Origin of the sequence: Rufibacter glacialis (assembly GCF_008271745.1) — a bacterium.
GTDB lineage: Bacteria > Bacteroidota > Bacteroidia > Cytophagales > Hymenobacteraceae > Nibribacter > Nibribacter glacialis.
This window is the reverse complement of the sequence record NZ_VKKZ01000019.1, coordinates 711219-735931: the sequence shown is the minus strand read 5'-3', so window position 1 is coordinate 735931 and position 24713 is coordinate 711219. Positions and strand designations below refer to the sequence as shown.

16 protein-coding genes and 1 tRNA gene are annotated in these 24713 nt (G+C 52.1%); 4 read left to right on the top strand and 13 right to left on the bottom strand.

Annotated features, from left to right (window positions below; all coding sequences use genetic code 11):
- Positions 1-15 precede the first annotated feature (15 nt).
- Positions 16-3390, bottom strand: coding sequence for a SusC/RagA family TonB-linked outer membrane protein (locus FOE74_RS07665; protein WP_225840723.1), 3375 nt, complete (start codon positions 3388-3390; stop codon positions 16-18).
- Positions 3391-3495: 105 nt separating this feature from the next.
- Between FOE74_RS07665 and FOE74_RS07660 the strand changes: the two genes are divergently transcribed.
- Positions 3496-4197 carry a FadR/GntR family transcriptional regulator gene (locus FOE74_RS07660; RefSeq protein WP_149097995.1) on the top strand — a complete coding sequence of 234 codons (702 nt, stop codon included), beginning with the start codon at positions 3496-3498 and terminating at the stop codon, positions 4195-4197.
- A gap of 654 nt (positions 4198-4851) precedes the next feature.
- On the opposite strand, the gene FOE74_RS07655 is transcribed toward FOE74_RS07660, so the two are convergent.
- Both FOE74_RS07655 and FOE74_RS07650 read right to left on the bottom strand, forming a co-directional pair.
- Positions 4852-5181 carry a hypothetical protein gene (locus tag FOE74_RS07655; RefSeq protein WP_149097994.1) on the bottom strand — a complete coding sequence of 110 codons (330 nt, stop codon included), beginning with the start codon at positions 5179-5181 and terminating at the stop codon, positions 4852-4854.
- Between the two features lie 363 nt (positions 5182-5544).
- Positions 5545-7953 (bottom strand): DUF4982 domain-containing protein, encoded by a 2409-nt coding sequence (locus FOE74_RS07650; RefSeq protein WP_225840722.1) that lies wholly within the window; start codon positions 7951-7953, stop codon positions 5545-5547.
- A 380-nt stretch (positions 7954-8333) separates the two neighbouring features.
- Here FOE74_RS07650 and FOE74_RS07645 point away from each other — a divergent pair, with 380 nt between their 5' ends.
- Complete coding sequence (locus tag FOE74_RS07645; protein WP_149097992.1) at positions 8334-9455, top strand: trans-sulfuration enzyme family protein; 1122 nt, start codon at positions 8334-8336, stop codon at positions 9453-9455.
- Between the two features lies 1 nt (position 9456).
- Here FOE74_RS07645 and FOE74_RS07640 read toward each other — a convergent pair whose 3' ends face one another.
- Together FOE74_RS07640 and FOE74_RS07635 are read right to left on the bottom strand one after the other, a co-directional pair.
- The gene (locus FOE74_RS07640; RefSeq protein WP_149097991.1) at positions 9457-10530 is read right to left on the bottom strand and encodes a flavin monoamine oxidase family protein; all 1074 of its coding nucleotides are present in this window, start codon (positions 10528-10530) and stop codon (positions 9457-9459) included.
- A 39-nt stretch (positions 10531-10569) separates the two neighbouring features.
- Entirely contained in the window at positions 10570-12006 is a 1437-nt protein-coding gene (locus FOE74_RS07635; RefSeq protein ID WP_149097990.1) for a pyridoxal phosphate-dependent decarboxylase family protein, read from the bottom strand.
- A gap of 206 nt (positions 12007-12212) precedes the next feature.
- Here FOE74_RS07635 and FOE74_RS07630 point away from each other — a divergent pair, with 206 nt between their 5' ends.
- Positions 12213-12914 (top strand): hypothetical protein, encoded by a 702-nt coding sequence (locus FOE74_RS07630; protein WP_225840721.1) that lies wholly within the window; start codon positions 12213-12215, stop codon positions 12912-12914.
- Positions 12915-13469: 555 nt separating this feature from the next.
- Here FOE74_RS07630 and FOE74_RS07625 read toward each other — a convergent pair.
- From FOE74_RS07625 to mltG, 4 genes are all read right to left on the bottom strand, one after another.
- Positions 13470-13554, bottom strand: a tRNA-Ser gene (locus FOE74_RS07625).
- Positions 13555-13702: 148 nt separating this feature from the next.
- On the bottom strand, positions 13703-14656 hold the full coding sequence (locus FOE74_RS07620; protein WP_149097989.1) for a YihY/virulence factor BrkB family protein: 954 nt from the start codon (positions 14654-14656) through the stop codon (positions 13703-13705).
- Positions 14653-15066, bottom strand: coding sequence for an acyl-CoA thioesterase (locus tag FOE74_RS07615; RefSeq protein WP_149097988.1), 414 nt, complete (start codon positions 15064-15066; stop codon positions 14653-14655). Before FOE74_RS07615 ends, FOE74_RS07620 begins: the two co-directional genes overlap by 4 nt.
- Positions 15067-15471: 405 nt before the next feature.
- The gene (mltG, locus tag FOE74_RS07610; protein ID WP_149097987.1) at positions 15472-16560 is read right to left on the bottom strand and encodes an endolytic transglycosylase MltG; all 1089 of its coding nucleotides are present in this window, start codon (positions 16558-16560) and stop codon (positions 15472-15474) included.
- Between the two features lie 281 nt (positions 16561-16841).
- On the opposite strand from mltG, the gene FOE74_RS07605 reads away from it, so the two are divergent.
- A complete protein-coding gene (locus tag FOE74_RS07605) occupies positions 16842-17471 on the top strand; it encodes an L-threonylcarbamoyladenylate synthase (RefSeq protein ID WP_149097986.1) in 630 nt (209 codons plus the stop codon).
- A gap of 265 nt (positions 17472-17736) precedes the next feature.
- Here FOE74_RS07605 and FOE74_RS07600 read toward each other — a convergent pair whose 3' ends face one another.
- The 4 genes from FOE74_RS07600 to FOE74_RS07585 all read right to left on the bottom strand — a co-directional run bounded on the left by FOE74_RS07600 (position 17737) and on the right by FOE74_RS07585 (position 24114).
- Positions 17737-18666 (bottom strand): M28 family peptidase, encoded by a 930-nt coding sequence (locus FOE74_RS07600; protein ID WP_149097985.1) that lies wholly within the window; start codon positions 18664-18666, stop codon positions 17737-17739.
- Between the two features lie 113 nt (positions 18667-18779).
- A complete protein-coding gene (locus tag FOE74_RS07595; RefSeq protein WP_149097984.1) occupies positions 18780-19364 on the bottom strand; it encodes a hypothetical protein in 585 nt (194 codons plus the stop codon).
- Between the two features lie 27 nt (positions 19365-19391).
- Positions 19392-20915, bottom strand: a complete 1524-nt coding sequence (locus FOE74_RS07590) for a SusD/RagB family nutrient-binding outer membrane lipoprotein (RefSeq protein ID WP_149097983.1) — start codon at positions 20913-20915, stop codon at positions 19392-19394.
- Positions 20916-20934: 19 nt separating this feature from the next.
- Positions 20935-24114: a SusC/RagA family TonB-linked outer membrane protein gene (locus FOE74_RS07585; RefSeq protein WP_149097982.1), complete on the bottom strand. Its 3180-nt coding sequence runs from the start codon at positions 24112-24114 to the stop codon at positions 20935-20937.
- Positions 24115-24713: the final 599 nt, after the last annotated feature.

The following is a 24713-nucleotide window of genomic DNA, read 5'->3' as shown; positions in this document are numbered from 1 at the left end:
GAATCGTTTATCGCTTTAGAAAGAAACCTGAACACCCAAAATAGCAGTCCTTGGCGTAGGGTAGGTACCCATATAAATACCGGTTGGGTTGCCGTCGATAAGAGGCGGCTCTGGCGATGGCCCACTGAATTTCGTTACATAGAACAGGTTGCTGAAACTGGTATACACCCTAGCCTGAGATAGCACCTTTATTTTCGACAAGAAATCCTGAGAGAGGTTATAAGAAAGCGTGATCTCGCGGCAGGCAAGGTAATCCCCCTTTTCATAGAACCTTGAGTTATTGCCATTCAGGAACGCGTTCCCATTATTAGCCCTGGTGTAATTTTGCTTGGAGCCAGAAACTTGGTCAGCAAAGTATACTTTAGGGATATCTGTCTCCGTATTGGTAGGTGACCAAGCATCTTTTATCAAGTCTATGTAGTTGAAGGAGCCTTGGTAATTACCTAGAGTTCTTGCTACTAAGTCATTGTAGATGGTATGCCCCAAAGCAAAATCAAAGCGGGTAAACAAAGAGAGGCCTTTGTAAGACAGGTTGGTAGAGAAACCACCGGTCCATTTTGGGTTATAATTCCCCAAACGCACCTGATCTCTTGTATCAATTGTATCATTTTTGTCTACATCCAGCCAGTTCACGTCACCAGGAGTGATGCGCCCACCGCTGCCTGCCGGAAGGTTAGGACCAGATATCCTGGCAATGGCATCATATCGCTTCCCTGCCACGGTCGCCACCTCTTCCGCATTTTTGAAGATAGATACCTGCTTGTAGCCGTAGATATCTCCTAAGGTTCCTCCTTCCTGTAGTCCGCCAACCCAAACAACTTTGCCAGCAGCTGGGTCATAAATTTGGATCCCCCCTTGCCTGTTGTTTTCATTACCGTTGAATGGCAGCTGCAAAATCTTATTTTTCACATAGGCAGCATTGGCGCCTACTGTCAGGTTTATTCCAGCCTTAGACCTTAGAACTTCAGATTCTAAAGCAAACTCATAACCCTTATTTTGATAAGTCCCTAGGTTGGTTCTAAAGGATCCAAAACCAACATAGCTAGGAAGGGTAAGGTTTGTCAGCAGGTCGCTGGTTTTCCTATTATAGTAATCAAACAATAAGCTGACCCTGTTGTCCAGAAGGCCCAAGTCCAGACCAACGTCAGTGGTCTTACTTTTCTCCCATCTTAAGTTAGTGTTAATCACACCGGTATTAAGAAATCCTGCTGATCCGCCATAATTGGTTTGCAGACCATAAACACCCTGCACCTCATATCTACCCAAACCGGCCACGTTCCCGTTTACGCCATAGCTAACCCGGGGCTTCAGGGTAGAGATATAGTTGACCAATCCGCTGTTTTGGAAAAAAGCCTCCCTGTGCACATTCCAACCGGCAGACATACCCGGGAAGAAACCCACCCTGTTCTCTTTAGCTAAGCTGGAAACTGCATCTTGCCGAAAAACCATGGTAAGAAGGTAACGTTCGTCATAGTTGTAATTCAGCCTGCCTAAAGCAGAGATGATTTTGTAATCTGATTTAGAGCTGAAATTGTTTCCTGGGCTGAAGGTAGTGGAAGCGTTCACCGTAGGAATGTCATCAGTGGGGGCATTCTGGCCCAATACCTGCATGGAAAAGGAGTTAACCCCAAAATACTCTGTCCCTAGGGTGGCATCCAGATTGTGGTTTCCGCCAAATGACTTGCTATAATTTAGAATAGCGCTATACTGTTGTTGGAAATCCCTTTGTAAACTAGCGGAAGAGTTACGAGAGGTGTTAAATCGCTGAGGATTGGCGAAGATATCAGTATAGGTTTGGGTAGATTTCTGGAAATACTCATTCTTCCTCTCCGCCATATAAGCACTTCCTGATCCCTTCAAGAACAAGCCCGGCAATATATCCCAGGTGACCGCACCGCTGGCCGTGACCCTGTTCAACTCATCATCCTGGACCACTCTTCCCAGCCAATAAAGCGGGTTCCCGTCGCTTGAACCATTACCGGGGTTTGGCAACGTCTTTGCCTCATCCAGCCACGGGTTAAAGGTAGGCCAGATGGCCAGGCTCCGGTAAAGCGTGTTTACTTCTCCGCCCACCGTCCCAATTTGAGAAGAGGTAGAAAGCGTTACACCGGTACTCACCTCCACATTGGGTTTTACTCTGTAAGAGCCGTTTACATCGGCAGTATAGCGTCTGTATTGAGACCCCACAATGACCCCATCCTCATCATAATACCCAAAGCTGGCAAAGTATTTCCCTTTATCATTCCCGCCCACTACGTTCACGAAATGCTCTTTGGTGTAAGTGTCCCGGAACACAAGATCCTCTATCTTACCGCCATGGTCTTTGAAGAGAATTGAATCTGTGGCAGGATTATAAGGGTCTGGCATTGCTTCCCACCCTTGCGTCAGGAGGCCGCGAGTGGTACCATCCAGTTTACGGATATCAAAACTTGCCAAATTGGCGGCATCATTTAGAAAGCCAAGCCCTCTGGAGGAATTTACCTGCGCCAGTGTTCTGCCTGAGTTCAGGTAGCCTAACCTAGTATAATGGATATAGTCTCTTGCCCCTAGGTAATTGTAGCCCTCTCTTCGCTGGTTGTAACCCCCGGTGAACTTGTACGACACTTGGGCCACCCCATTTTTCCCCTTCTTAGTTGTAACCAGGATCACCCCATTATTGGCTCTTGCCCCATAGATAGCAGTGGCGGCCGCATCTTTCAATACTTCAATAGACTCAACATTATCTGTGGGTATGTCATTCAGAGTCCTTATAATTCCATCTACAATAACTAGTGGGGGCCCCGGGTTATTGATTGAAGCTCCCCCTCTTAGTCTTATAGAAGGCGCTGCACCCGGCTGGCCGGTGGCATTAACCACCTGCACACCGGAAACGGTACCTTGCAGGGCACTAGCCACGTTGGCGCGTGGCACACTTTCCAAGACCTGTTTATCTACTTTTGCAATAGAGCTGGTAATGGTCTCCCTAGATTGAGTACCATATCCCACCACCACTACTTCGTCCAGTTTGGTAGCCGTCCGGGCTAGGGCGATTTCCAGCACCGCATTTTTTGCGGCAATCCTCACCTCCTGCGAAACATAACCCATATATGTAAACTGCACCACATCTCCTACTTGGGCCTTTAAGCTGAATTTACCTTCTACGTTAGTCTGCGTCCCTTGCGCTGTGCCTTTCAGGACCACACTTACCCCAATAAGGGGCTGACCGTCCTCTGAAGAGACAACACGCCCGGTGACATCTATTGCCTGCGCGTACAGTTCTTGGCAAAGAAATAGCCCAATGCCTAAGAATAAGAATTTAAGTAGTTGTTTAGTCATAATAGAATTTGTTGAGAAGGATGAACCATTAAGTTGCATTAAGTATGACATAATAAAATTAGATAGCAATTTCATAATTTCCTAACATCAGTTTCAAAGATTTTAAAGAAAGTTTATCTTCAATTCGGTATTTTTGCGAAAAAGAAAGATTTACCCTCTGCTTACATCATACATATAAGAATGGATAACCTATTTGATAAAATAAACACCATAGACACCAGTTCCCTTGTAGACAGAGTGGAGAAGAACCTCATTGACCTGCTCATCCACAAGAACTTCAAAGTAGGCGACGCCATCCCCAAAGAGATTGAGCTGGCCAGCAGCCTTGGGGTAAGCCGCACGGTGGTAAGGGAAGCGCTCTTACGGTTGCGCATGATTGGGCTCATTGAGTCTAAGCGGCACCGGGGCGCAGTAATCACTAACCCAGACCTGTTGGCGTTGCTGGAGAAGCGGATGATTCCGCAGGTGTTGGACAATGCCACCCTGCGCGAGGCCTTTGAGCTACGCCTGGTCCTGGAGATCGGCATGGCCGATTTTATCATGGAGCGGGTCACGAAGGAAGACGTGGAGGAACTAAGGGAAATCGCCTCTAAAGAGCCGGATTTGTCAGACACCATGCATTTCCAGATCCAGCATGAGATCAATTTCCACGGCAAGCTCTATGAGATCACAGGCAACACCACCCTCAAAAAATTCCAGAAAATGCTGCTCCCGGTTTTTGACTACGCCCACAGCAGCGGCATTTTGACCAAAGACGTGGCCGTACGGAAGTTTGTCTCCCACAAGGGCCTGGTAGACATTATTGAGCATGGATCGGCGGAGATGCTGCGCAACGGCATGCGCAACCACCTGGACAACCACTTTGCCAGAATCTTTATTTAAGGAACGGTTCGGCTGGGATAGGAAGAGCACTGCTGAATATTTCAACGATTTCCTTGAGGAACTAACCAACAAGGCCACCCGCCTCAGGCATCTGCCGGAAAGCCAACGGATCCCTGGGTACTCCTTTATATAGTACCGTAACCCTCTCTGAAAAATTGGCGGCACTTGCTGCCTTCCTCTGGCGTAGGAAAGGCTAATGTCTTACAAAGCTTGATCTTAGGCGCGGGGAGTTGAACATCTCCATGTATTTAGGGCCTGTTCTTAAGAAAAGCATGTAAAATCATGCCCTGCCTTAAGAAAGGCAGATTTCCTGGTCTTTTTTACATCAAAAGACATCTTTCCTCCGGGCCGGTGAACGGTTCTTTTCAGTAAGGCTTTGGTAGAGAATGCCTTTGAAACGTGTTATGGTCTTTGATTCTTCAAGTTCAGACCGGAAAACGAAATATGATCAAGGGCTCAAGGGCTGAGCAAGCAAACCTCCCCGCTTTCCTGGTTCTTTTCAGAAAACAACCAGGAAACCCCTCCTGCACTACTTTAGGTTTCCTTTTTGACAAGAAAGGCTTCTTCCCTGCTTCCATTACAAAACCTGGAGGCTCTGTTGAGTTAAGGAAGCACTGGTGAAGAAAGGGAAATTTTCCTTAAAAGGAGCTCCACTTAAACCGCCTCTTTCCCGCCGGTAGTTTCTCCAGCTTTGGTAGACTCCTCCTCTACTCCGGTAGCCTCTTCTTTCCCTCCGGTCCGAACCTCCACCACTTTGAATTTCTTTTCACACCTAATGTTGACTGATCCATCCCCAAACTTGTTGAGGATCTCAATGATGTCACCAGGGTGCTTGTTACAGCAGTTTCCTGAGCCCCGGTTAAACTCGTAGGTGACACCTATATCAATCCCGATGTTATCATCTCTTTCAATAGCAACAACGGTACCCTTGCACCTTTCCACTAAAGGTGCTGGGTCTGCGGAAATTACAACTCCTCTAGGCATATCTGTATTTTTTAAGTTTTCCAGTAACTACTGCTAGCTACAGATAAAACCTAACAAAGAGAATACCCACCAGTAGGTATTTAATTGGCACACAACAATTTATCAACTAAAACAACCCATCAGTTGATCTGAGACCTAACCTACATAGTAAACCTGGCCCGGCCATGGGCAGGCATGTCTTAGTTTTAGGTGCCTTTTTTAAAAAAAGCCCCAGAAAAGCCTTTCTACCTAGAAAGGTTTTTCTGGGGCTTCTAAGAAGAATGAAAGTTATTGGCTCGCTACCCTCTTATGTGGGATAACCTGATCAACTTATCACCAAGTACACTCTGATTTTAACATCTTTCTAGAAAACACGCCCTAAACTTACCGTACAGCTTTCAGGTTTACCTGTCCAGTCTGCAGGCCTTTCCCTTTCACCGACAACTCCATGTCACCGGCCTGGTCTGTGGCTTGCACCAGCACCACCAGTTTTCCGCTGAACAGCTTCATGGTGGGCAAATGGAACATTTCCAGCGAGGTAGGATCTCCGTTAGAGGCGGCGCGGAACCTGCCTTTCCCCTTCACCTGGAAGCTGAGTTGGTTTGTGGCCGTGGGGCAAAGATTCCCGTCTTTGTCTACCACGGATACGGTCACAAAGGAAATGTCCTTCCCGTCGGCGGTGATCTGCGTCCGGTCTGGTTGCAGCACGATTCTATGCGGCTTGCCGGCGGTCTTTACTTCCCTTTCCGCCACGGGATTGCCGTCTTTCCCGAAGGCGACTACCTTCACCGTGCCCGGCTCGTATTTCACGTCCATCCACATGAGGCGGTACCGGTTCTGGGGCGTGGCGGCGTGTTTCTTTTGGATGCCCTGGCTTTTTCCGTTCACGAACAACTCAGCGCTGTCATAGTTGGTGTACACGAACACCGGAGTGGTCTGACCTTCACGGCCTTCCCAGTTCCAATGCGGCAGAAGGTGCAGCGTCTCGGCGTCCTTGTTCCAGCGGCTGCGGTACAGGTAAAAACGATCCTTGGGCAAGCCCGCCAGGTCATTGATCCCGAAGTATGAGCTGCGAGAAGGCCACTTGTTGTCATACGGTGTGGGTTCGCCCAGATAATCAAAGCCCGTCCACACAAACTCACCAATCACCCAGGGCTTGTCGTCCTGTAGCACGAAGTCATCATCCGGCAGGTTAGACCAGCTGCAGTATTCCAGGTCATAGGAAGAGCTTTGCAGGTCTGGGTATTGTTTCTCAATCGCTTTCTCTACCGGGAATTTGTAGATGCCGCGCGAACTCACGGTAGATGCCGTCTCTGAGCCCAGAATCATCCCTTGCGGGAAGGCTTTGAACGCCTCTTCATACAGGTGCACGCGGTAGTTCAGGCCCGGAATGTCTAAAAGAGCCCCGAAACCGGAGGCCATGGTGGCTTTCACCTGGTCCATGCCCACGGTGACCGGACGGGTAGGATCCTCGCGGTGGAAGATATCCTGCAGCCATTTGGCGCGCTTCACCCCTTCGGCCCCCCACTGGTCTGGCACCTCGTTCCCCGAGCTCCACATAACAATAGACGGGTGGTTGCGGGTAGCGTGCACCAGGCTCACAATGTCTTTTTCGGCGTACTCTTCAAAGAACAGGTTGTAGCCGTTCTTCACCTTTGGTTTGGCCCACTCGTCAAAGCTCTCGGCCAGGAACATGAACCCCATCTCGTCGGCTAGCTCTAACTGCTCCAGGGACGGCATGTTGTGCGAGCTCCGGATGGCATCACAGCCCATGTCTTTCAAAATCTGCAGTTGCCGGCGCAGGGCGGCCTTGTTCACGGCGGCTCCCAACGGCCCCAGGTCATGGTGCAGGCAGACTCCTTTGAACTTGCGCACCTTCCCGTTCAGGCTGAACCCCACAGTGGATTTATAACTGATCTCCCGTATCCCGAAGCGGGTAGAGACTTCGTCTTTGAGTTCTTTGCCTACATACAACCTGGAAACGGCGGTATACAGGTACGGGGTCTCAGGGCTCCAGAGTTGGGGGTTGGGCACGGCCAGATTCTGCTCGAACTCTTTCCCGAAGCGCTTGCCCGTACTATCCGTGGCCACGGTGTTGCCTTTGGCATCCAGCACCTGGGTGAACAGGCGCACGTTGCTGCCAGAAGCCTTGGTTTTAATGTTCACCTTAGCCAGTTCTGCGGAGATAAACGGCGTGGTGACAAACGTGCCCCACTGGTCAATGCTCTCAGGGTTCTTCACCACTACCTGCACCTTGCGGTACAAGCCCGCCCCCGGGTACCAGCGCGAGGACTGCCCCTGGTTGGTCAATTGCACGGCTAGCGTGTTTTTCTTCCCTTCCTGGATCTGATCGGTGACGTCAAAGTAGAAGTAGCTGTACCCGTACCCCCACTCCCCTACCTTCTGCCCGTTCAGGTATACCTTGGGCTCACTCATGGCGCCCTCAAACACGATCAGTACTTTCTGCCCCTTTTTGTAATGAGGCAAGGTAAACTCATTGCGGTACCAGGCTTCGCCGATGTAGGGCAAGGCCCCGGTACGGCCGGTTTTCTCAGAGGGCACTTTCTCGCCGTTCTGTTCAATGGCCACCACCTGCTTGTCTATCTCTTTGTCAAATGGCCCGTAGATGGCCCAATCATGTGGCACCGTGACTTTCTGCCAGTTCTTGTCATTGAACCCCACCTGGTACGCCTGCGCGTGCGGGCCCTTTTTGAACGTCCAGCCGTGCTCTAATTCGGTCACCACCCGCACCTGCGCAAAGGAGAAGGGCGACACCAGGAGCAACAAGGCCATTAACCACCTGTTTATCATCTCTTTTTAAAAAATGAGCCAAAAATCAAAAGTTAAAAATAGCCACTTATCTGTCACTTTTACAATTTTAAATGACCAGGTGGTGTTTCAGGTAACGCTTCTTAGGCCAAAGCAGAAAGGACTTTAAAGAAGGCTCCTCATCTGTTAAAACGGGCATAGTGGTAAAAAGCATGTCCCCAATTCTCCCAATAGTACAGAAGACACGATGCGCAAGGCGCTTCGCCAGCAGAAAAATATCAGATAAGGTTTGCATCACCTGCCTCCTATGCCTGACCTGCCAAGGGCTGCGGGACTGAACGACAAAATCATTTTCAACCAACAGTGGCTCTGGTGGGTAATGGAAGATAAGCCAACCCTGCCCCATGTACAGAAAAGACACAGACTGCGTGTACAACCCACCCAGGCACCAGGGGGTGAACACCCCTATCCATACCTCCACCGCCAACCGGTACCTGGGGCATACTGAAATCCTGTACCCCAGAAGTTACAACACCGAAAACCAGAACGCGATTGTGGAGAAGCTGTGCCGGTTAGAGCACGGGGAGGCGGGCCTGGTCTTCAGCTCCGGGGCCGCCGCTACCTCCACCGTTCTCTTATCCTTTCTCCAGGCCGGCGACCATGTCCTGTTTTCGCAGGAAGTCTACGGGGGTACCACCAAACTTGCCATAGAAGAATTATCTAAATACAATATCTCCTTTGACTTTGTCTCCAGCGCAGACATGGCGCATATTGAATCCAGAATCAAGCCAAACACAAGAATCATTTACTCGGAGACCCCCTCCAACCCCCTGCTCTCCATTGTGGACCTGGAGGCGATCAGTGCGATAGCCAAAAGGCACAGCCTCCTGACAGTGGTAGACAGCACCTTCGCCACCCCCATGAACCAGAATCCGCTGTTGCTGGGTTTTGACGTGGTCCTCCATAGCGGGACCAAGTACCTGGGCGGCCACCATGATCTATGCTTTGGGGCAGTTGTTACGTCTCAGCACCTAAAGGATATCATCTACAGGAGCGCGGTGAACTTGGGCGGCAGTTTGAACGGGTTGGATTGCTACCTGATAGAGAGAAGCCTAAAGACGCTGGCGTTACGGGTGGAAAGGCAAAACGCCAGTGCCCTTCAACTGGCCCAAGCGCTGCAGGACCATCTGGCGGTGGCAAAGGTGTACTACCCTGGTCTGCCAGGCCACCCTCACCACCGCGTTGCGGCCCGGCAGATGCCTGGGGGATTTGGCGGAATGCTCTCGTTTGTATTGAAAGACGCGGCCCAAACAGAGGATTTCCTGAACCGGCTGCAATTAATTGTTCCTGCCTTGAGCCTGGGTGGCGTGGATTCTACCATCTGCCAGCCATCAAAATCATCCCATGCCAGCTTGCCGGAAAGCGAGCGGTTAGAACTGGGGATCACCGACGGACTGCTGAGGTTGTCGGTAGGAATTGAAAACGCCGAGGACCTGCTGCAGGACCTGGAAGCAGCCCTGCGCTAACTTACTCTTTCCGTAGGCTGTCCGCTACTTTGGTGGCGACGGCTAAGCCGCTGTACACAGCGCCATCCAGATAGCCCCCAAAATAAGGCGAGGTCTCACTGCCTGCTACATGTAACTTCCCGTTCATCAGTGGTTGGGCATAAAGCGGGTGCCCGTTATTCTGGTGGGGCATGAGAAACCTCCCGTACTCAGCAAAGGTGTATTCCTCTTTTTGCCAGACCTTCTCAGTATAGGAAAGATAATGGGCGGCTTCTGCCCCCAGTAGTTTAACCAGTTGTTTCCTGACAGCACTCTCCCGCTGTTCCTCCTCCAGCTTAGAAGCGGAAGAGGAAAGAAAGCCTTTCAGGGCAAAGCGGGTTTCTTCCGCATTGCTGTGGTCGTACATTTCCTGGATAATTCCTGCCTGGCTGAAAACCGAGCCGGAATAGCCTTTCTGCTTCCAGAAGGGTTGCTGATACTCCACGGCAAACTTGATGGATTCCCCCATCCAGGTATGCGTCTGCTCCATCACGGAAACCAAGCCCTTGGGCAAAGCAGGCTCAAAGGTCAGATGCTGCGCCAGGCACAGATAAGGCGGTAAAGTCAAGATAAGATGTCGGCAGGTAAACGTTTCCCCTTGCTGGGTCCTCACCTCTAGATGGTCCCTCTGCTCTACCACACCCGCAAGAGCTGAGTTTACCTTAATCTGATCTTGCCCCATCTGCCGTTCCAGGGCTTCAATGATAGCGGAGGTGCCGCCCGCTACCCTATAGGAGGGCACCTCCGTTCCAGGTAGTTGGAAGAATTGCGGTGGCTCTGCAGGATGCGTTTCAAACACCCCGGTTCCTTTCTGGTATTGATAGAAGGTGGGTAGGTTTAGGTCCTGCAACAACTGCCTCAGATAGGTATGTTTGTCGGCGAACCAGGTAGCGCCCATTTCTACGGGGGTATTGTTCCCTGGGGCCCGCACGGTAAGGATTCTACCGCCGCATCTTTCCCGGGCCTCCAGCACCAGCGCCCTGATTCCTTTTTTCTGCAGGTAGTAAGCAGCCGATAAACCGCTTAACCCTGCCCCTACCACCATCACCTCGTGCATACCAAACTCTTTCCTGTTCTACGTGATTGACCGGTAACCTCACCCCAAAAGGTGGGTGAGACTGGCCGCTTTTTCTTCAATATCCAGAAGCAATTCCTGCAACTCACCTTCAGACGTAAGCGGGTTCATCAAAGATACGTGCAGATAGCTCTGCCCATTCAGGATGGTCTGCACCATATAGAAACGGCCTTCTTCCAGCACAAGCCTTCTGATTTCTTTGTTCACTTTGTCTTGGTCACCTTCAGCCTTATGCCTGAAGCATACAATGTTGCATTGCGGCTCATAGGCAAGCTCAAAGTTAGGGTTCGCCTTGATCATGGCCGCAAAGGCGGTGCCCATGCCATACACGCGTTCAATGTTCTCCTGGAACACTTCTTCGCCATATGTTCTGAAAATGGTGTACACGTGGAGCACAGACATCGCTTTGGTACATTCAAAACTCCGCTTGCCGCCGTTGTACCAATCTTCCGTCTCCTGCTCAGACCAAAGGTACTGCGCCCGCTGGGAGAAGGTCTTGTAGGCATCGCTGCCGCGCCTGAAAATCAGGGCAGTGGACAAAGAGGGGGTCATCATCATCTTGTGGTAGTCCACCACCACTGAATCGGCGCGTTCCATGCCCTTGATGAGGTGCTTGTATTTTGGGGAAAAAGCCGCCGGGGCTCCGTGGGCGCCATCTACGTGGAACCACAGGTTATGCCGCTCACTGAACTCGGCGATGGCTTCCAGATCATCGTAAGAGCCGGTGGAGGTGGTGCCGGCACAGCCAATGACACTGATGACTTGTTTGCCTTCGGAGATGGCCTGTTGGTAATACTGCTCCAGCAGGTCGGTGCGCAGTTGGAACTTCTCGTTAACGGGTACCTTGATAATTCCGGTGGTGCCCAGGCCCATGATCCTAGCCGCCCGGTCTATGCAGTAATGGGCCTCTTCAGACACCAGCACTGCTAATTTCTGCCCTTCTTCATAGCCAGTCTCCCAGCTATTGGTAGAAGCGGCCCTGGCTGCCAGTAAGGCCGTCAGGTTTCCCAAAGACCCGCCCGAGGTCACAAACCCGGAGGCCTCCTGGCTATAGCCTAACTTCTGGGCCAGGAATTCAGTCATCACCTTTTCCAAGGTGTTGCCCACCATCCCCATCTCGTACACGCCCATCCCCTGGTTCAGGGTAGCCACCATGGCAGAGGACAAAATGGTCACCGGCAACGAGGGAGTGGTCTGGTGGCCCACATACCGCTTGCGGTGCACCTGGATCGACTTATCCATGACATCCTGAAACAAGTCCAGCGGGTTTGCCAAGGGCTTCCGGAAGTCCTCCTGCCAATACGCCAATTGCTGGTCGGGATGCTGCCAGGGGGTAACTTTTACACTTTCTTTATCGGTAGAAGCCTCTGCCAGGTAATTGGCCAGCATGTCAATCAATTCATGCCCTTGCCGGCGGAAGGTTTCTGCCGAATAGGCTTGTTCCAATCTGTTTTCCATCTGCTCGTTGTCTCCTGTGTTTCTGCAAAGAACGGGGTCATAGGAACACAAATCAACAGAAGTGGAAGAAACAGCTCCCAAAGCCTTCCAATTGTTAGGCTTCTTTTAAACCAGCGCTAAACCCTGGCCGTAAGCAAGATATACCTTCCACAGCTATTCCTCAACTGTAGACAAGCCTACCCTAAGTTTCATTAAACCAAATTCTTATGCAAGAAAAAGACCCTATTCAGAACCCCGCCAAAAGGCTGAAAACCGCCGCCACCGGCATGATGAGCAATATCAAAACCCAGACGTTTGGGGAGGCAGGGGAACAACCCACCCCGTCTTACGCCGACATGGGTACGGTAAACGCCATCACGCAGGATTGGCCCGCCATGTCCAGAAAGTCCGCCGAACAGATGACCCAGAAGTACGGGCCGCCAAACGAGGCGATCCCCAGCCGGCTCATCTGGTACAACAACGGCCCTTGGAAGAGAACCATTGTCTACCGCGACGAGATCCCGCACAACTTTCCCCAACCCCACTCAGACACCCTGGAACAGGTGATCGACTACCAGGTACCGGTGGAGAAGTTCACCGAGTTGGCCAAATTCGACGGCAGTGTGGTGGTGGAACGCACCAAGGGAGAGGTCTCCGCCCGCTGCGACATGGAGGCGGCCAACATCCTGGCGCTGAACCTGATGCACGAAATCGTGACCGGCACCCTGACGGCGGAGCAGGCGCGGGAGAAGTACTCAGAGGAGACTGCCGCCTTCGTGATGAACCGGCCTGCCCCCTTTGCAGAGAAGCTCCAGTTCCAGGTTCCCCATGGCAATACGATGGACACTGACCATGTCACCATCACGGATAACCTGCTTCACCAGGCTAAGGAGAAATTCAAGGACGTAACCGGGTTGAATGGCGAGTAAACCAGATTCAATTCCTGGAGTCTGATCGGCACCACACCCAGGCCTACTAAGGAATGCGCTATTTTATGTTGCCGAGGAATGGGTAAGAGGATGGGGAGTAAACTCAAGGCAGGTGTTTTGTTTGGAATGAACTATCCCTCTGCTCTACCTTACCTACGTGCTCCTTTTCTACCAGGCCCCTGGAATAACGCATACACCACTTAATTTTACTAGCGTATTGGGCGACGGATGGGTAAGCCAACCAATTAGAGTTTATCTGGCAGGAAATACTTAGCCAAAAGGTTTGCAAACCTCTCCCAAGCCCCCTTCATTGTGGTGGGTGGTGAGCTGGCGGTTATAGAAGCGGACGCAGTATCAGCAAGTGTTCTAGGTGAGAGGTGGTCATTCTTTTGCTGTCCTTGTTAACGGCATGTTCCCATGGGTACTTACCTTTCAGAAAACAGCCCAAAAAACTACCTGCCGCTACCACTGGTGGAGTACCATCGCTTTGTCCGATATATGTCCGAACAAAAACAAAAAGCCCTGTAAGAAATATCTTACAGGGCTTTCATCAAGCAGAGAGAGAGGGATTCGAACCCCCGGACCCGCAAAGGTCAACGGTTTTCAAGACCGCCGCAATCGACCACTCTGCCATCTCTCTAAATGTGACACAAAAGTAAGGGTTGAAACGGTATCTGTCAAGTGCTAAGACGATTTTTTACGCAATTTTTCCAAAGTAAGCCTATAACAAAAACGCCCCAAAAGCAGAAACCCATGATTTACAGCGGTTAGCGCCTTGGCACCTGATCTCAAATGCGGCGCTTTTTTTTGGGAGACAGCTTGCCTTTTTCCAGGCGTTTGGTGAGCGAGTCAATGCTGATGTTCACCTCAAATCCCACAATCAGGCTCATACACACAAAATCCAGCCACACCATCAAACCTATCAGGGCCCCAATAGAGCCGTAGAACTTGTTGTAAGAGTCAAACTTGCCTATATAGAGCGAGAACAACCAGGAAACCAGAAAGATCAACACCGTGGCCACCACAGAGCCCGCTGAGACAAACGGCCATTTGTCATGCACCGCCGGCACGTAGTAATAGATCATGGAGGTGGCCAGAAAGAAGAGCAAGACCACCGCCACATACTTGACAGAGACAATAAGCCCGTAGGTGAAGGACTCCGTCACTACCTCATAGAACACCAGGGCATCCAGAATATAGGTTCCGAAGAAGATGGCGCCAATGGCCAGGAACAGGATCAGGGCCAAGGCCACGGTGAGCAGGGTGGCAATAATCCGCTTGCGCAGATAGGTTCTTCGCCGGAAAGTCTTGTATTTCTTGTCAAAGGCGTCCATGAGGCTCATGATGCCGTTGGTGGAAAGCACCAGCGCGAAGAGAAAACCGAAAGACAGCAACCCTCCCCGGGGCTTGTTTACGATATCCTCTATGGTATCGGCGGCCACGTCATAGATCCCAGCGGGCATCATGTCCTCCAGCAAGGTCAGAATGTCGCGGTCCAGGTGCCCCACCGGGATGTAGGGGATCAGGGTGAACAGGAAGATAATGGTAGGGAAAATAGCCAGCGTGAAGTTGAACGCCATGTAAGAAGACCGCTTGGTGAGCGAATCCATCTTGAGTTCGTCCATCATGACCTTGAGCACATGGTACACAGAGACTTGGGCCTCACCAAAGCGCAGCCGCTTCAGGAAGACGATCAGGTGGCGGTACCACCGTTTCTGGGCCAGTTGCTGGTTTATACTCATGCCGTGAAATGCGGATCTACCCTGTCATGAATGTATTTTGGAATGGCCGTGGGCCGACCGCTTTTCATGTCTACGAAAACCATCATGGTTTCACCTATATTCAGAAGCTCCTGCGCCTCATTGTACACCTCGTACTCAAACTTGATGCGGGCACCTTTGGGCTTTTCCTTCAGCAGCAGCTTCACGGTGAGCAGATCATCATAGCGCGCCGGCCTGATGTATTTGCAGCGCAGCTCCAGCACCGGCATCATCACGCCCTGCGCTTCCATCTCTTTGTAGTTGATGCCCAACTGCCGGAACGTCTCGGTACGGGCCACTTCATAGTAAGCCCCGTAGTTTCCGTAGTAAACGTAGCCCATCTGGTCGGTTTCAGCGTACCGCACGCGAATCTGCACTTCTGATGTAAACACTGTTCTCTTCTTTTAAAATCATCTGTCCCGTTCAGGCCTGATTTTCTGAAAAATGCCTGAAAACGGAAACCGGGAAATAAGGAATCGGTTTGGGCCAACAGCCTGCCAGGTCAGGGTCCAGGCCTGGCAGAACATTATCTTCTATTTGGGCAACGCCTGAGTAGGTACAAGGGTGCGGGTAAGTAATTTGGCGTTTTCTTCCACCGTATCTCTGACACCAACTGCTCTGCGGCCCTCCCTCCACTTTAGGGAAAATTCCCCGGCCTGAGGGTCATTGTACCTTTCCCCCTAGCCTTATGCGCAGGGCCCTGTTGATTTGCTTACTGCCCTAGCCAGAAAGGAATAAAAGATGCCGAAGCTTTGTTTCAAGGCTACTTTTCAGAAAACAAGCCTTCAACCAGCTATCTATCGCATGATGTTGCGCTGGTTCATGGCTGCGTGGAACCGCTGGGCGTTTCTTCTGTGCTCGGCTTCCGTCACGGCAAAGGCGTGGTAACCCGAGAAATCCTCTTTCGCGCAGAAATACAGGTACTCATGCTCCTCTGGGTTCAGCACCGCGTTGATAGACGTGCTGGACGGCAGGTTGATAGGCCCGGGCGGCAAGCCTTTGTTCAAGTAAGTATTGTAGGGCGAAGGCGTTTTCAGGTGCACGTTGAGCACGCGCCGGATGGTGAAATCGCCCGTGGCGAAGACCACCGTAGGGTCAGCCTGCAGGGCCATGTTGCGCTTGAGGCGGTTCAGGTACACCCCGGCAATACGGGGGCGCTCATCTGCGTGCACCGACTGTTCTGCCTGCACAATGGAGGCCAGAATGGAGACCTCCTTCTGGGTAAGCCCCAGGTCCGCTGCTTTGGCTTTGCGTTCCTTCGTCCAGAAGTTGTCGTATTCCTTTTTCATGCGCTCCATCATGTCTGGCGCCGAGGTGGTCCAGTACAGTTCATAGGTATTGGGGATGAACATGGTGAGGATGGTGGTGGTGTCAAAGCCCAGCTTCTTGGTAAACGAGGGGCTGTTGAGCAGAGAGTCAATCTCAGCGGGCGACGCATCAATGAACGTGCTCAGTTTCTGGGCCAGGTCTTTTTTGAGGCGCACGTTGGTGTACGTCAGCTTCACGGGGTCCTGGTCCCCGGACCGCAGCTTGGCAATGAGCTTGTAGTTGGTCAGGCCATCTTTCAGTTCATAACGGCCGGGTTTCACCAGCTCAGGGTAGTCCATAAGTTTGGCCATGAACCGCAAAGACAGGCGGTCAATGATCACTTTCTTGGCATCAATGGAATCCATGGCCTGCTCATAGGTGGCCCCTTTGGGGATGAGCACGTACACCGGCTCCCCTTTGTTCTCCACGTTGGGGGTATACACGATCTGGTAGGCATAATACGAGAAGCACACGAAGAGGAACATCAGCACCACCAGGACATAGGTCCATTTGCTCGTCTTCTGGGGTTTCCGCGGCTTTCTGGAACCGCGCGTTACAGGTATGTTTTGTTCTGACATAGACAACAAAGGTACAAATTAATGAGTGAATGAGAGATTGCCTGAATGTGGGAATGTTGGTGCTTTGGATCAGGGATTTCGAAGATTGATTTAGACAAATGCTGCTTTGGGCCTACTTTTGGAAATCAGCCTTGAAAACGCAAATTTTAATTCAAGCGTATGCGTAGGCATGGCACAGAGAAATTTCCGGAAAGAACGCAGGTTTTCCACCCTACAACCAAAAGCATAACCTCTTCTTTCCTATTCATTCAATCTCTCAATCATTCAATCTCTCAGTTAATATGGCACAGGCTACCTTCCTCAAGATACATCCAGACAATCCCCAACCCAAATCCATAGCCCAAGCCGTGGAAGTGCTCAGGAAAGGCGGCCTGGTGATCTACCCCACAGACACCATCTACGGCCTGGGGTGTGACCTGCACAACGCGCGGGCGGTGGAGCGGCTGTGCCAGATACGCGGCATCAACCCGGCCAAAGCCAACCTGTCGTTTATCTGCCATGACCTCACCCACATCTCAGACTACGCCCGCATCTCTACCCAAACCTACAAGGTGATGAAGAAAGCCTTGCCGGGCCCCTTCACCTTCGTGTTGGAGGCCAGCAGCAAAGTGCCCAAGATAGGTGGCAAACGGAAAGAAACCGTGGGCATCCGGATCCCGGATAACAACATTTCCCTGACCCTGGTGCAGGAACTGGGCAATCCCATTGTGTCCACCTCCATCCGGGACGAGGACGAGGTCATAGAATACACCACCGATCCGGAACTCATCTATGAGAAATACCGCCACCTGGTAGACATGGTCATTGACGGTGGCTTCGGGAACAACGTGGCCTCTACCGTGGTCAACTGCGAGAACGAGGAATACGAAGTGCTCAGACAGGGCGCCGGAGACATTGAAGAGTACCTGTAATAAGTCCTGAGTCTTGAGTCTTGAGTCCTGAGTCTTCAGTCCTGAACTCAACCGACCAGATCATTTCAGGCCACTTTTTGAAAAACCAGCGCAAAAGGCTGGTGGATTTTTCCTGCCAGCCTTTTGCGCTTGTGATACTTTGGCACTATGCAGGAAGGTAGCTTCTCTACCAACCTTTGCGGCCCTTTTCACTTAGGAGACTCACTTTTGGCAGGCACTTGGGCCCAGACGGTAAACCGGTCCGAAGGATGACTTGGGGTTGGCTTTACTTCTCCGCCGCAAGTGCCAGAACCGTCTTCAAAACTCCATCCAGCGCCTGGGCCATCCTAGACAGATCCAGGGTTTCCAGGGTGTCGGTTTTCTCATGGTAGTTCTTGTTCCGCAGGAAAGCGGTATCCGTGAGCATGAGGGCTGGTATGTGGTATTTCCAGTAGTTGAGGTGATCAGAAAAGTCAATGCCCGGAATGAAGGCGGGTGCCGCGATAGACTTGGTTCTTACCAGTGCGTTCTTCTTGTAGAGCCGGGTGAACCGGCGGGGAAACCTGCCGTTGCCGGGCTTCCGCACGAGCGTGATGTAGTTTCCCCGGCTTCCATAGAACAGTTTCAAAGGGGCGAAAGGGTAATCCTGCGTATTTTTCTCATCCCTGAAATACCCCAGCATCTCCAGGCTCAACATGCCTACAACCGGGACCTTCTGGTCTGCCAGGGATTTGGCATGCACGTGGCTCCCCATGTTCTCGGTCCGGAAATGCGGCGGCTCTTCCAGGGTGTACGCCACCAGGTCCACCCTGAACGGCAAAGATTTACCTTGGAGCAATCGGGCGAGCTCCAGCAAACCCACGGTACCGCTGGCGTTGTCATCAGCCCCGGCCTGTTCTCCGCAGACATCGTAATGCGCGCCAATGATCAGCCGTGGTGCCTCCTGCGGCCCAAAAGAACTTATGATATTTTGGTACGTCTGCCCGTCTACCTGGAACACCTGCCGCTCTACCCGTTCTGTATGTTTCCGGAAAGTAGCATGTACGTAATCCGCCACCTGGTTCAGGGCCGCGGGGTTAGCGTGGTGCCGGAACCCCGGCGTCTGCAGGATCTGGCGGAAATGCGTACGGATAAGCGTGGTGTCACTTTGCGCCTGCAAAAACTGGAGTGGCCCAAACAACAGCACCAGCAAAGCGCTACAGACAGTTTTACTCATGGATAAGGGGGATTATGATTCTGACCCGATTTATAAAAAAGCGGCATCAAACAAAAGCCCAGCAGGTCATTGCTGGGCTTTTGTTTGATGCCGCTTTTGTGGTCTCCCCTACCTCAACCGGTAATGTAGACTCTCACCTCCAGAGGGCGCTGTTCCTGCTGGGTGTTGTCTACCCGTACCCGGAAGAACAGCCGGATCACGTCTCCCACGGCCACAGTGGGCATCTGCGCATCTGAGAGCACGGCGGGCAGGTTGGCCAAAGACAGAGTATACGTCACCATGTTGCCCGGCGCGCCGGTGAGGGTGGTAGGCAGGTTACCCGCAGTGTTTCGGGTAATAGGGGCGTTTGGGGCCAGGTTAGCCGCCGTTGAAGCCACCGTAGGGCTGTAGTTAGGCGCGGTGGGCGCAGGACTTCTGAAACGCTGCCCGGTCACGCTCGTCAGTTCCTGGATGGTTCTGCCCTCGGGCACCTTGATCTGTACCGAAATCTGCCCCGCCGCAATGGAATTCTGTTTGATGATATAGGCGTTGTCTTCCATGCGGGCCACCCCGTTCGCCTCTACTGACTGCGGAAAAGTGATGGCCGCCGCCGGAATAGGATCAGGATCCGTTAGTCCATCATATTCGTCCTTTTCACAGGCACTGAACGCCCAGAGCGCCACGCTCAAGAGCCCAAGGTATATCTTTCTGATTTTCATATCTTTTTCAGGAATTAGGTCTAAAAACTACTGCATCCACCATACGGGAACCAGGAAACCGGCGGGGTACGTACCCAGCCCTTGCGGGATATTCTCCTTGTTAGACTGCAACTCATTGAGGGCATACGGCCAACGGGTGGGAATCCGGTTCACCCCTGCCAGCGCGTTCTGCGGCAACGCCAACCTTGGGTATCCGGTGCGCCGGTAATCATTGTAAGCCTCATAGGAGTTGCCCGCCGAGGAAACCCATTTGTCCCGGATGAGCACGTTCAGCTTACCCTCTGTGGTGGGCTGGGCGTTGAAGGCCGCCACCCGGGCGTTGGTGTAAGCCTGGCCGTTGGCGGTAAAGTTAGCAGGCGTATAAGTGGCTCCCAGGAACGTGGAGATGTCATTGAAATTGGCCTCCAGCGCTTGGCGGTACAGCGTGGCTGGGTTACCGGTGGTACCCAGGGTGAGCGCCGCCTCTGCCAACCAGTAATACACCATGTAAGAGGTGATCAGGCGCATGGGGGCCTGGTCATTGGCCACCGCCACGTTGATGGTTCCATTGGAGGCCGTCTGCCCTTTGCCCACAATATACAAGCCCCACCGTGACCGGTTGGCATTGGTGAAGTTGAGTAAAGTATGGGCTCCGTTGTCATACCCCACGTAGGCGCCGTTGGTCTGGGTGAGAAGAACAGGCAACCGCGGGTCATTCAACGCATTCAGTGAATCAAGAAACCGCGTACTGGCAATCAAGTCATTAGGCCGGGTTAAATGATTGTACTGGTACAGTGGGTTCTGAGCCCCTGAGGAGGCAAAGAACGGCACGTTGAAATTATCGGCATTAGAGGTGATGAACTTGTTTTGGGTGATCAACTCATTGATGCGGGCGGTGGCATTGGCGGCGTCTTTCTTGCGGCTCTGCACATACAGCTTGAGCTTCAGTGAATTGGCCATCCTGGTCCATTTATCCACGCTCCCCCCATAGATCAGGTCTCCTTCAGAAGATGCAAGCACATTGGTCTTCCCTAAGTCAGCAAGACCTTCGTTCAAGATGGTGATGATGCCCGCATAGATGTTTTGCTGGGGGTCATACGCCGGGGTGGGATCTGCATCAAAATTGAGGGCTTGGGTAAATGGCACATCGCCCCACATATCAGTAGTCACGGTCCACACATAGGCCTGCAGAATGCCCGCCATGCCCGCATGCACGAAGTTACCCTCTGCCCTGCCCTGGGTCTTCACCTGCTGCAGGTCATCCAACAGGTTGGCATAAATGCCTATCCATTCATTGTCCATCTCACTAGGGCCTATGTTGTAGCGGTCATAGGGGTCTGACTGGGTGCCGGTGCCTGCCATGTGCTGCACCCACAAGGAGGTCACCAATTGGATGGTGTTCCCCAACGTAAACCCCACTCCCAACTGTGACCCGGGCAGGATATACTGAATCTCAGCGGCTGGCAGGTTATTGGGGCTGGTGTTCACGTCCAGGAAATCATCACAGGAACTGATGATCACCAGCCCTATCGCCACCGCTATGCTTTTAGAAACTCTTATCACTCTTTTCATAATTCTGTTCTCCCACGTCTTAGAATGAAAACCGAAGATTTATACCATAATTGCGGACTGACGGCGGCGAGTTGAACTCAAAGCCCCGAGTGTTTCCTCCCAGTTGGTTTGACTCCGGATCAGCGTGCGGCAGGTTAGGCGCGTAGAACAGCAGGTTTCGGCCGGTAAGCGAAACATTGAGGCCTTTGAAAGGGGTCTTGGCCAGTAAGGTGGCCGGCAGGGCGTACCCGATGGTTACCTCCCGCAACCTTAACACAGAGGCATCAAACACCGCGAACTCAGAGGCATTGTTGAAGTGCGTCCAGTATTGCTGCGCCGAAATCTGGATGTTATTGGGGGTGGTGGTCGCCTCACCCGCCTCATTGGCCAGTACGCCTTCAAACATGTGGGGCTGTTCGCGGTTTTCAGCGGTTTCCTCTAAAACACCCCTTAAACGGGCTATCTGCGTCTGCCGGGAGTAGAAGTCGCCGCCGTGCACATATTGCAGCATGGCCCCCACGGTAAACCCTTTGAAGGTAAAATTATTAGAAAGACTTGCCCACCAGTCGGCGTTAGGGTCCCCAATGATCTGCGGGTTAGCGTCTACAATGGGTAAGCCATTGGTAGCATCAATGATCAACTGCCCTTCCGGCGTACGCCGGAAAGTGCTGCCCTGCAGGATACCAAAGGGCTGGCCAGGCTGCAACAACGGGCTCAAGCCCGAAAACCCCGCACTGGCGGTACCGGTGGTTGGGTTCACGAACCCGGTGGTCAGGCTGAATTGATCCAGGCCTGGGGCCAGTGACACCACTTCGGTTTCCAGGGCGGTGAAATTGGTTCCTATATCCCACCGGAATCCTTCTTCAATGTTGACCGGGGTGACGTTAGCAGAGATCTCCCATCCTTTGTTGTCAATTTGGCCGGCGTTGGTGGTGAAGGTGGAAAAGCCGGTTGAACCAGGCACCGTCAGGTTCAGGATCTGGTCAGTGGTGCTGTTATTGAAATAGTTCACATCCAGGGTGGCCCGCCCATCATAGAAGGTGAACTCAGCCCCCATCTCAAAAGATTTCTTGGATTCTGGCTTCAGGTTCTGATTGCCCCGCCTGTTGTTCCGGGTAAAGGCCACGGTGGAGCCATTGAAGGGAAAATTGAGCCCGGCCACATTGTTCCCAAACGCCTGCGTCACATAGAACGTATTGGTGAGGTACGGGTTGGTATCATTGCCTACCATGGCGTAACTGGCCCGCAGCTTCCCATAACTCAGGATGTTGTTGCTGATCCCGAAGGCATCTGTGAAGACAAAGCCCACACTCACGGAGGGGTAGAAATAGCTGTTGTTGCTGGTTGGCAACGTAGAAGACCAGTCATTACGGGCGGTAAACTCCGTAAACAACCAGTTCTTATAAGCCAGCCCCAACTGCCCGTACAGCCCTACCAACCTTCTCTCTGATTTGGCATTGGTGGCAAAAGTGGTGGAAGGCAGGTGGTTGGCCAGGTTATAGAAGTCTGGTACCAACAGGTCTTCTGCCCTGATGGAGTTCTGCCGCGTCTGGATCGTGTTCACCTGAGTTCCAATCAAGGCCCTCAGGTTAAAGTCGGGGGTAATGTCCTGTTGATACACCCCAAACAGATCATGGTTCACAGACAGAAACCGGATGTCATCATACAACTGGGAACCCTTACGGTTGGAAGCGGTATTCCCGTTGGCGTTGATAGACCCGTACCCGTAGGCTTCCAGGCGGTCATCAGAATACTGGTCTAGGCCAATGCGGTAGGTGGCCGTGAACGCTTTGAAGAACTGCGGGTTATAGTTGAACGTGCCACTCACAATAGACCGGTTCACCTCACTCTCATAGAAAGACTCATTGATACTCCACATGGGGTTATCACGGTTGAGTAAGGTAAAGAACGTGGGCGCCTGCACCCCGGCCCGCAGTTTATAAGGTACATTCTGGATGTCAAAGCTTCTAGGTATGAACGGCAACGTGAACCAGGGGCTGGAACCAGAGTTTCCCTGCAGTGCGCCTTCCTGGTTGGTCTTGACGTAAAGAATGGAGGCATCCACAGAAAATCCCCTTCCTAAATCACCGTTCCCGGCGGCCCGCAGGGTGTACCGGTCTAAGCCGCTGTTCGGGATGACCCCCTCCTGGTTGGTGGTGTTGGCACTGAAGATGTAGCGCACTTTCTGTGAACCAGCCGATAGAGTGATACCATTGTCCCAGATGCTTCCCTTCTGGAAAAAGTCTTTGACGTTGTCTTCATAGGCCCTATACGCCAGCATAGTCAAGGGATTCCCCGGCGCGTTGGGCACGGAATCTAGACCTGGGGTACCAAAACGAGGCCCCCAACTGTCTGTAGAGGCCACATTGTAGCGGCCGTTGGTTCCTTGCCCGTACTCATTCTGGTATTGGGGCAAGCCGTACACCTCCTGCAGGTTGTAGGAAGAGGTAACGGTGATCTCCACGTCTTCTCCCCGCCCTCTTTTGGTGGTAATGATTACCGCCCCGTTGCTGGCCCTGGCCCCGTACAAGGCGGCCGCGGCCGGACCTTTCAACACCGTCATAGACTCAATGTCATTGGGGTGGATGTCCAAGGCCCGGTTGGAGTAGGAGGCTCCGCCCACGGTAGGGCTGGAGGAATAGACGGTGCTGTTGCTAATAGGCACCCCGTCTACCACAAAAAGCGGTTGGTTATTACCGGTAGCCGAAGAAAGGCCCCTGATAAAGATCTGCGATGAGGCGCCCGGCAAACCGCTGGAAGAGATGATTTCCACCCCCGCCACTTTCCCCTGCAGGGCGTTCACCACGTTGGGCTCTGATTTCTGGGCGATCTGTTCGCCTTTCACGTCTTGCACCGCGTAGTTCACCTCTCTTTTCTGGCGCTCAATCCCTACCGCGGTCACCACTACCTCGCCCAATTGCTCAGAATCTTCCTGCAAGGTGACATTGATGGTGCTTTGGCTGCCTATTTCCACCTCCCGGTTCAGGTACCCAATGTAGGTGAATACCAAGGTTCCACCCTGGGCTGGGACTTGGATAGAATAATTTCCGTTGGCATCTGAAGGAACAGCGGTAGCAGTTCCTTTCACTTGCACCGTTACCCCAGGCATGCCTTCCCCGCCAGGAGAGGACACTTTACCTGTAACGGTTCGGGTCTGTGCCCATACCTGACTCAGCAGGCAGAATACCAACACCCATGTGAGTAGTAAATTCTTCCTCATAATCTTTATAGAATGATCGTTAGTTGATGAAGGTGGTGTTCATGCCTCCTGTAATCCAGAAAGCAGGTACTAACCAATGGGGCGACCCAGCGCCCGCTAGCAAGAAAACAATGCACCTTGGTCACTTAGCCGGCTTTGCGCCTCAACGCCTAATCAACAGCCAATCAAACAACAGCACAGGCAAGCCCAGGTGGAGGAGAGCAGGAAAACAAACCGCTGACAGGGGACTTGCATATTCCAGAACCCAGGCCTGTGGAATACTAGGCCGCAGGCAGCGGTTAGGAATAGCGTATAGGAAAAGTCAGGTAGCCTCTACCTGCGGGATTTATCTGGAGATGGGTGTACCGCTTGTTGTACCGCTCTCTTGCGGGAACAACACTACGCAGGCAGCAGATTTGGCTTTGGTGGCCTTTTGTAAACCAGCGGTTTTCTTTTTTCTTAGATTAATGGTCCTGTTATCTCAGATCCATGAACAGCCATTTTTTGAGCTGTTTCTGCGCAAGTAAGCCTAAACACCAATAGCCAGATAGAGCCAGCTACTGCACTTGCACCCCCTAGTGTCCTGTATTTTAAATTTTGCCTTCTAAAAATCCAAGTAC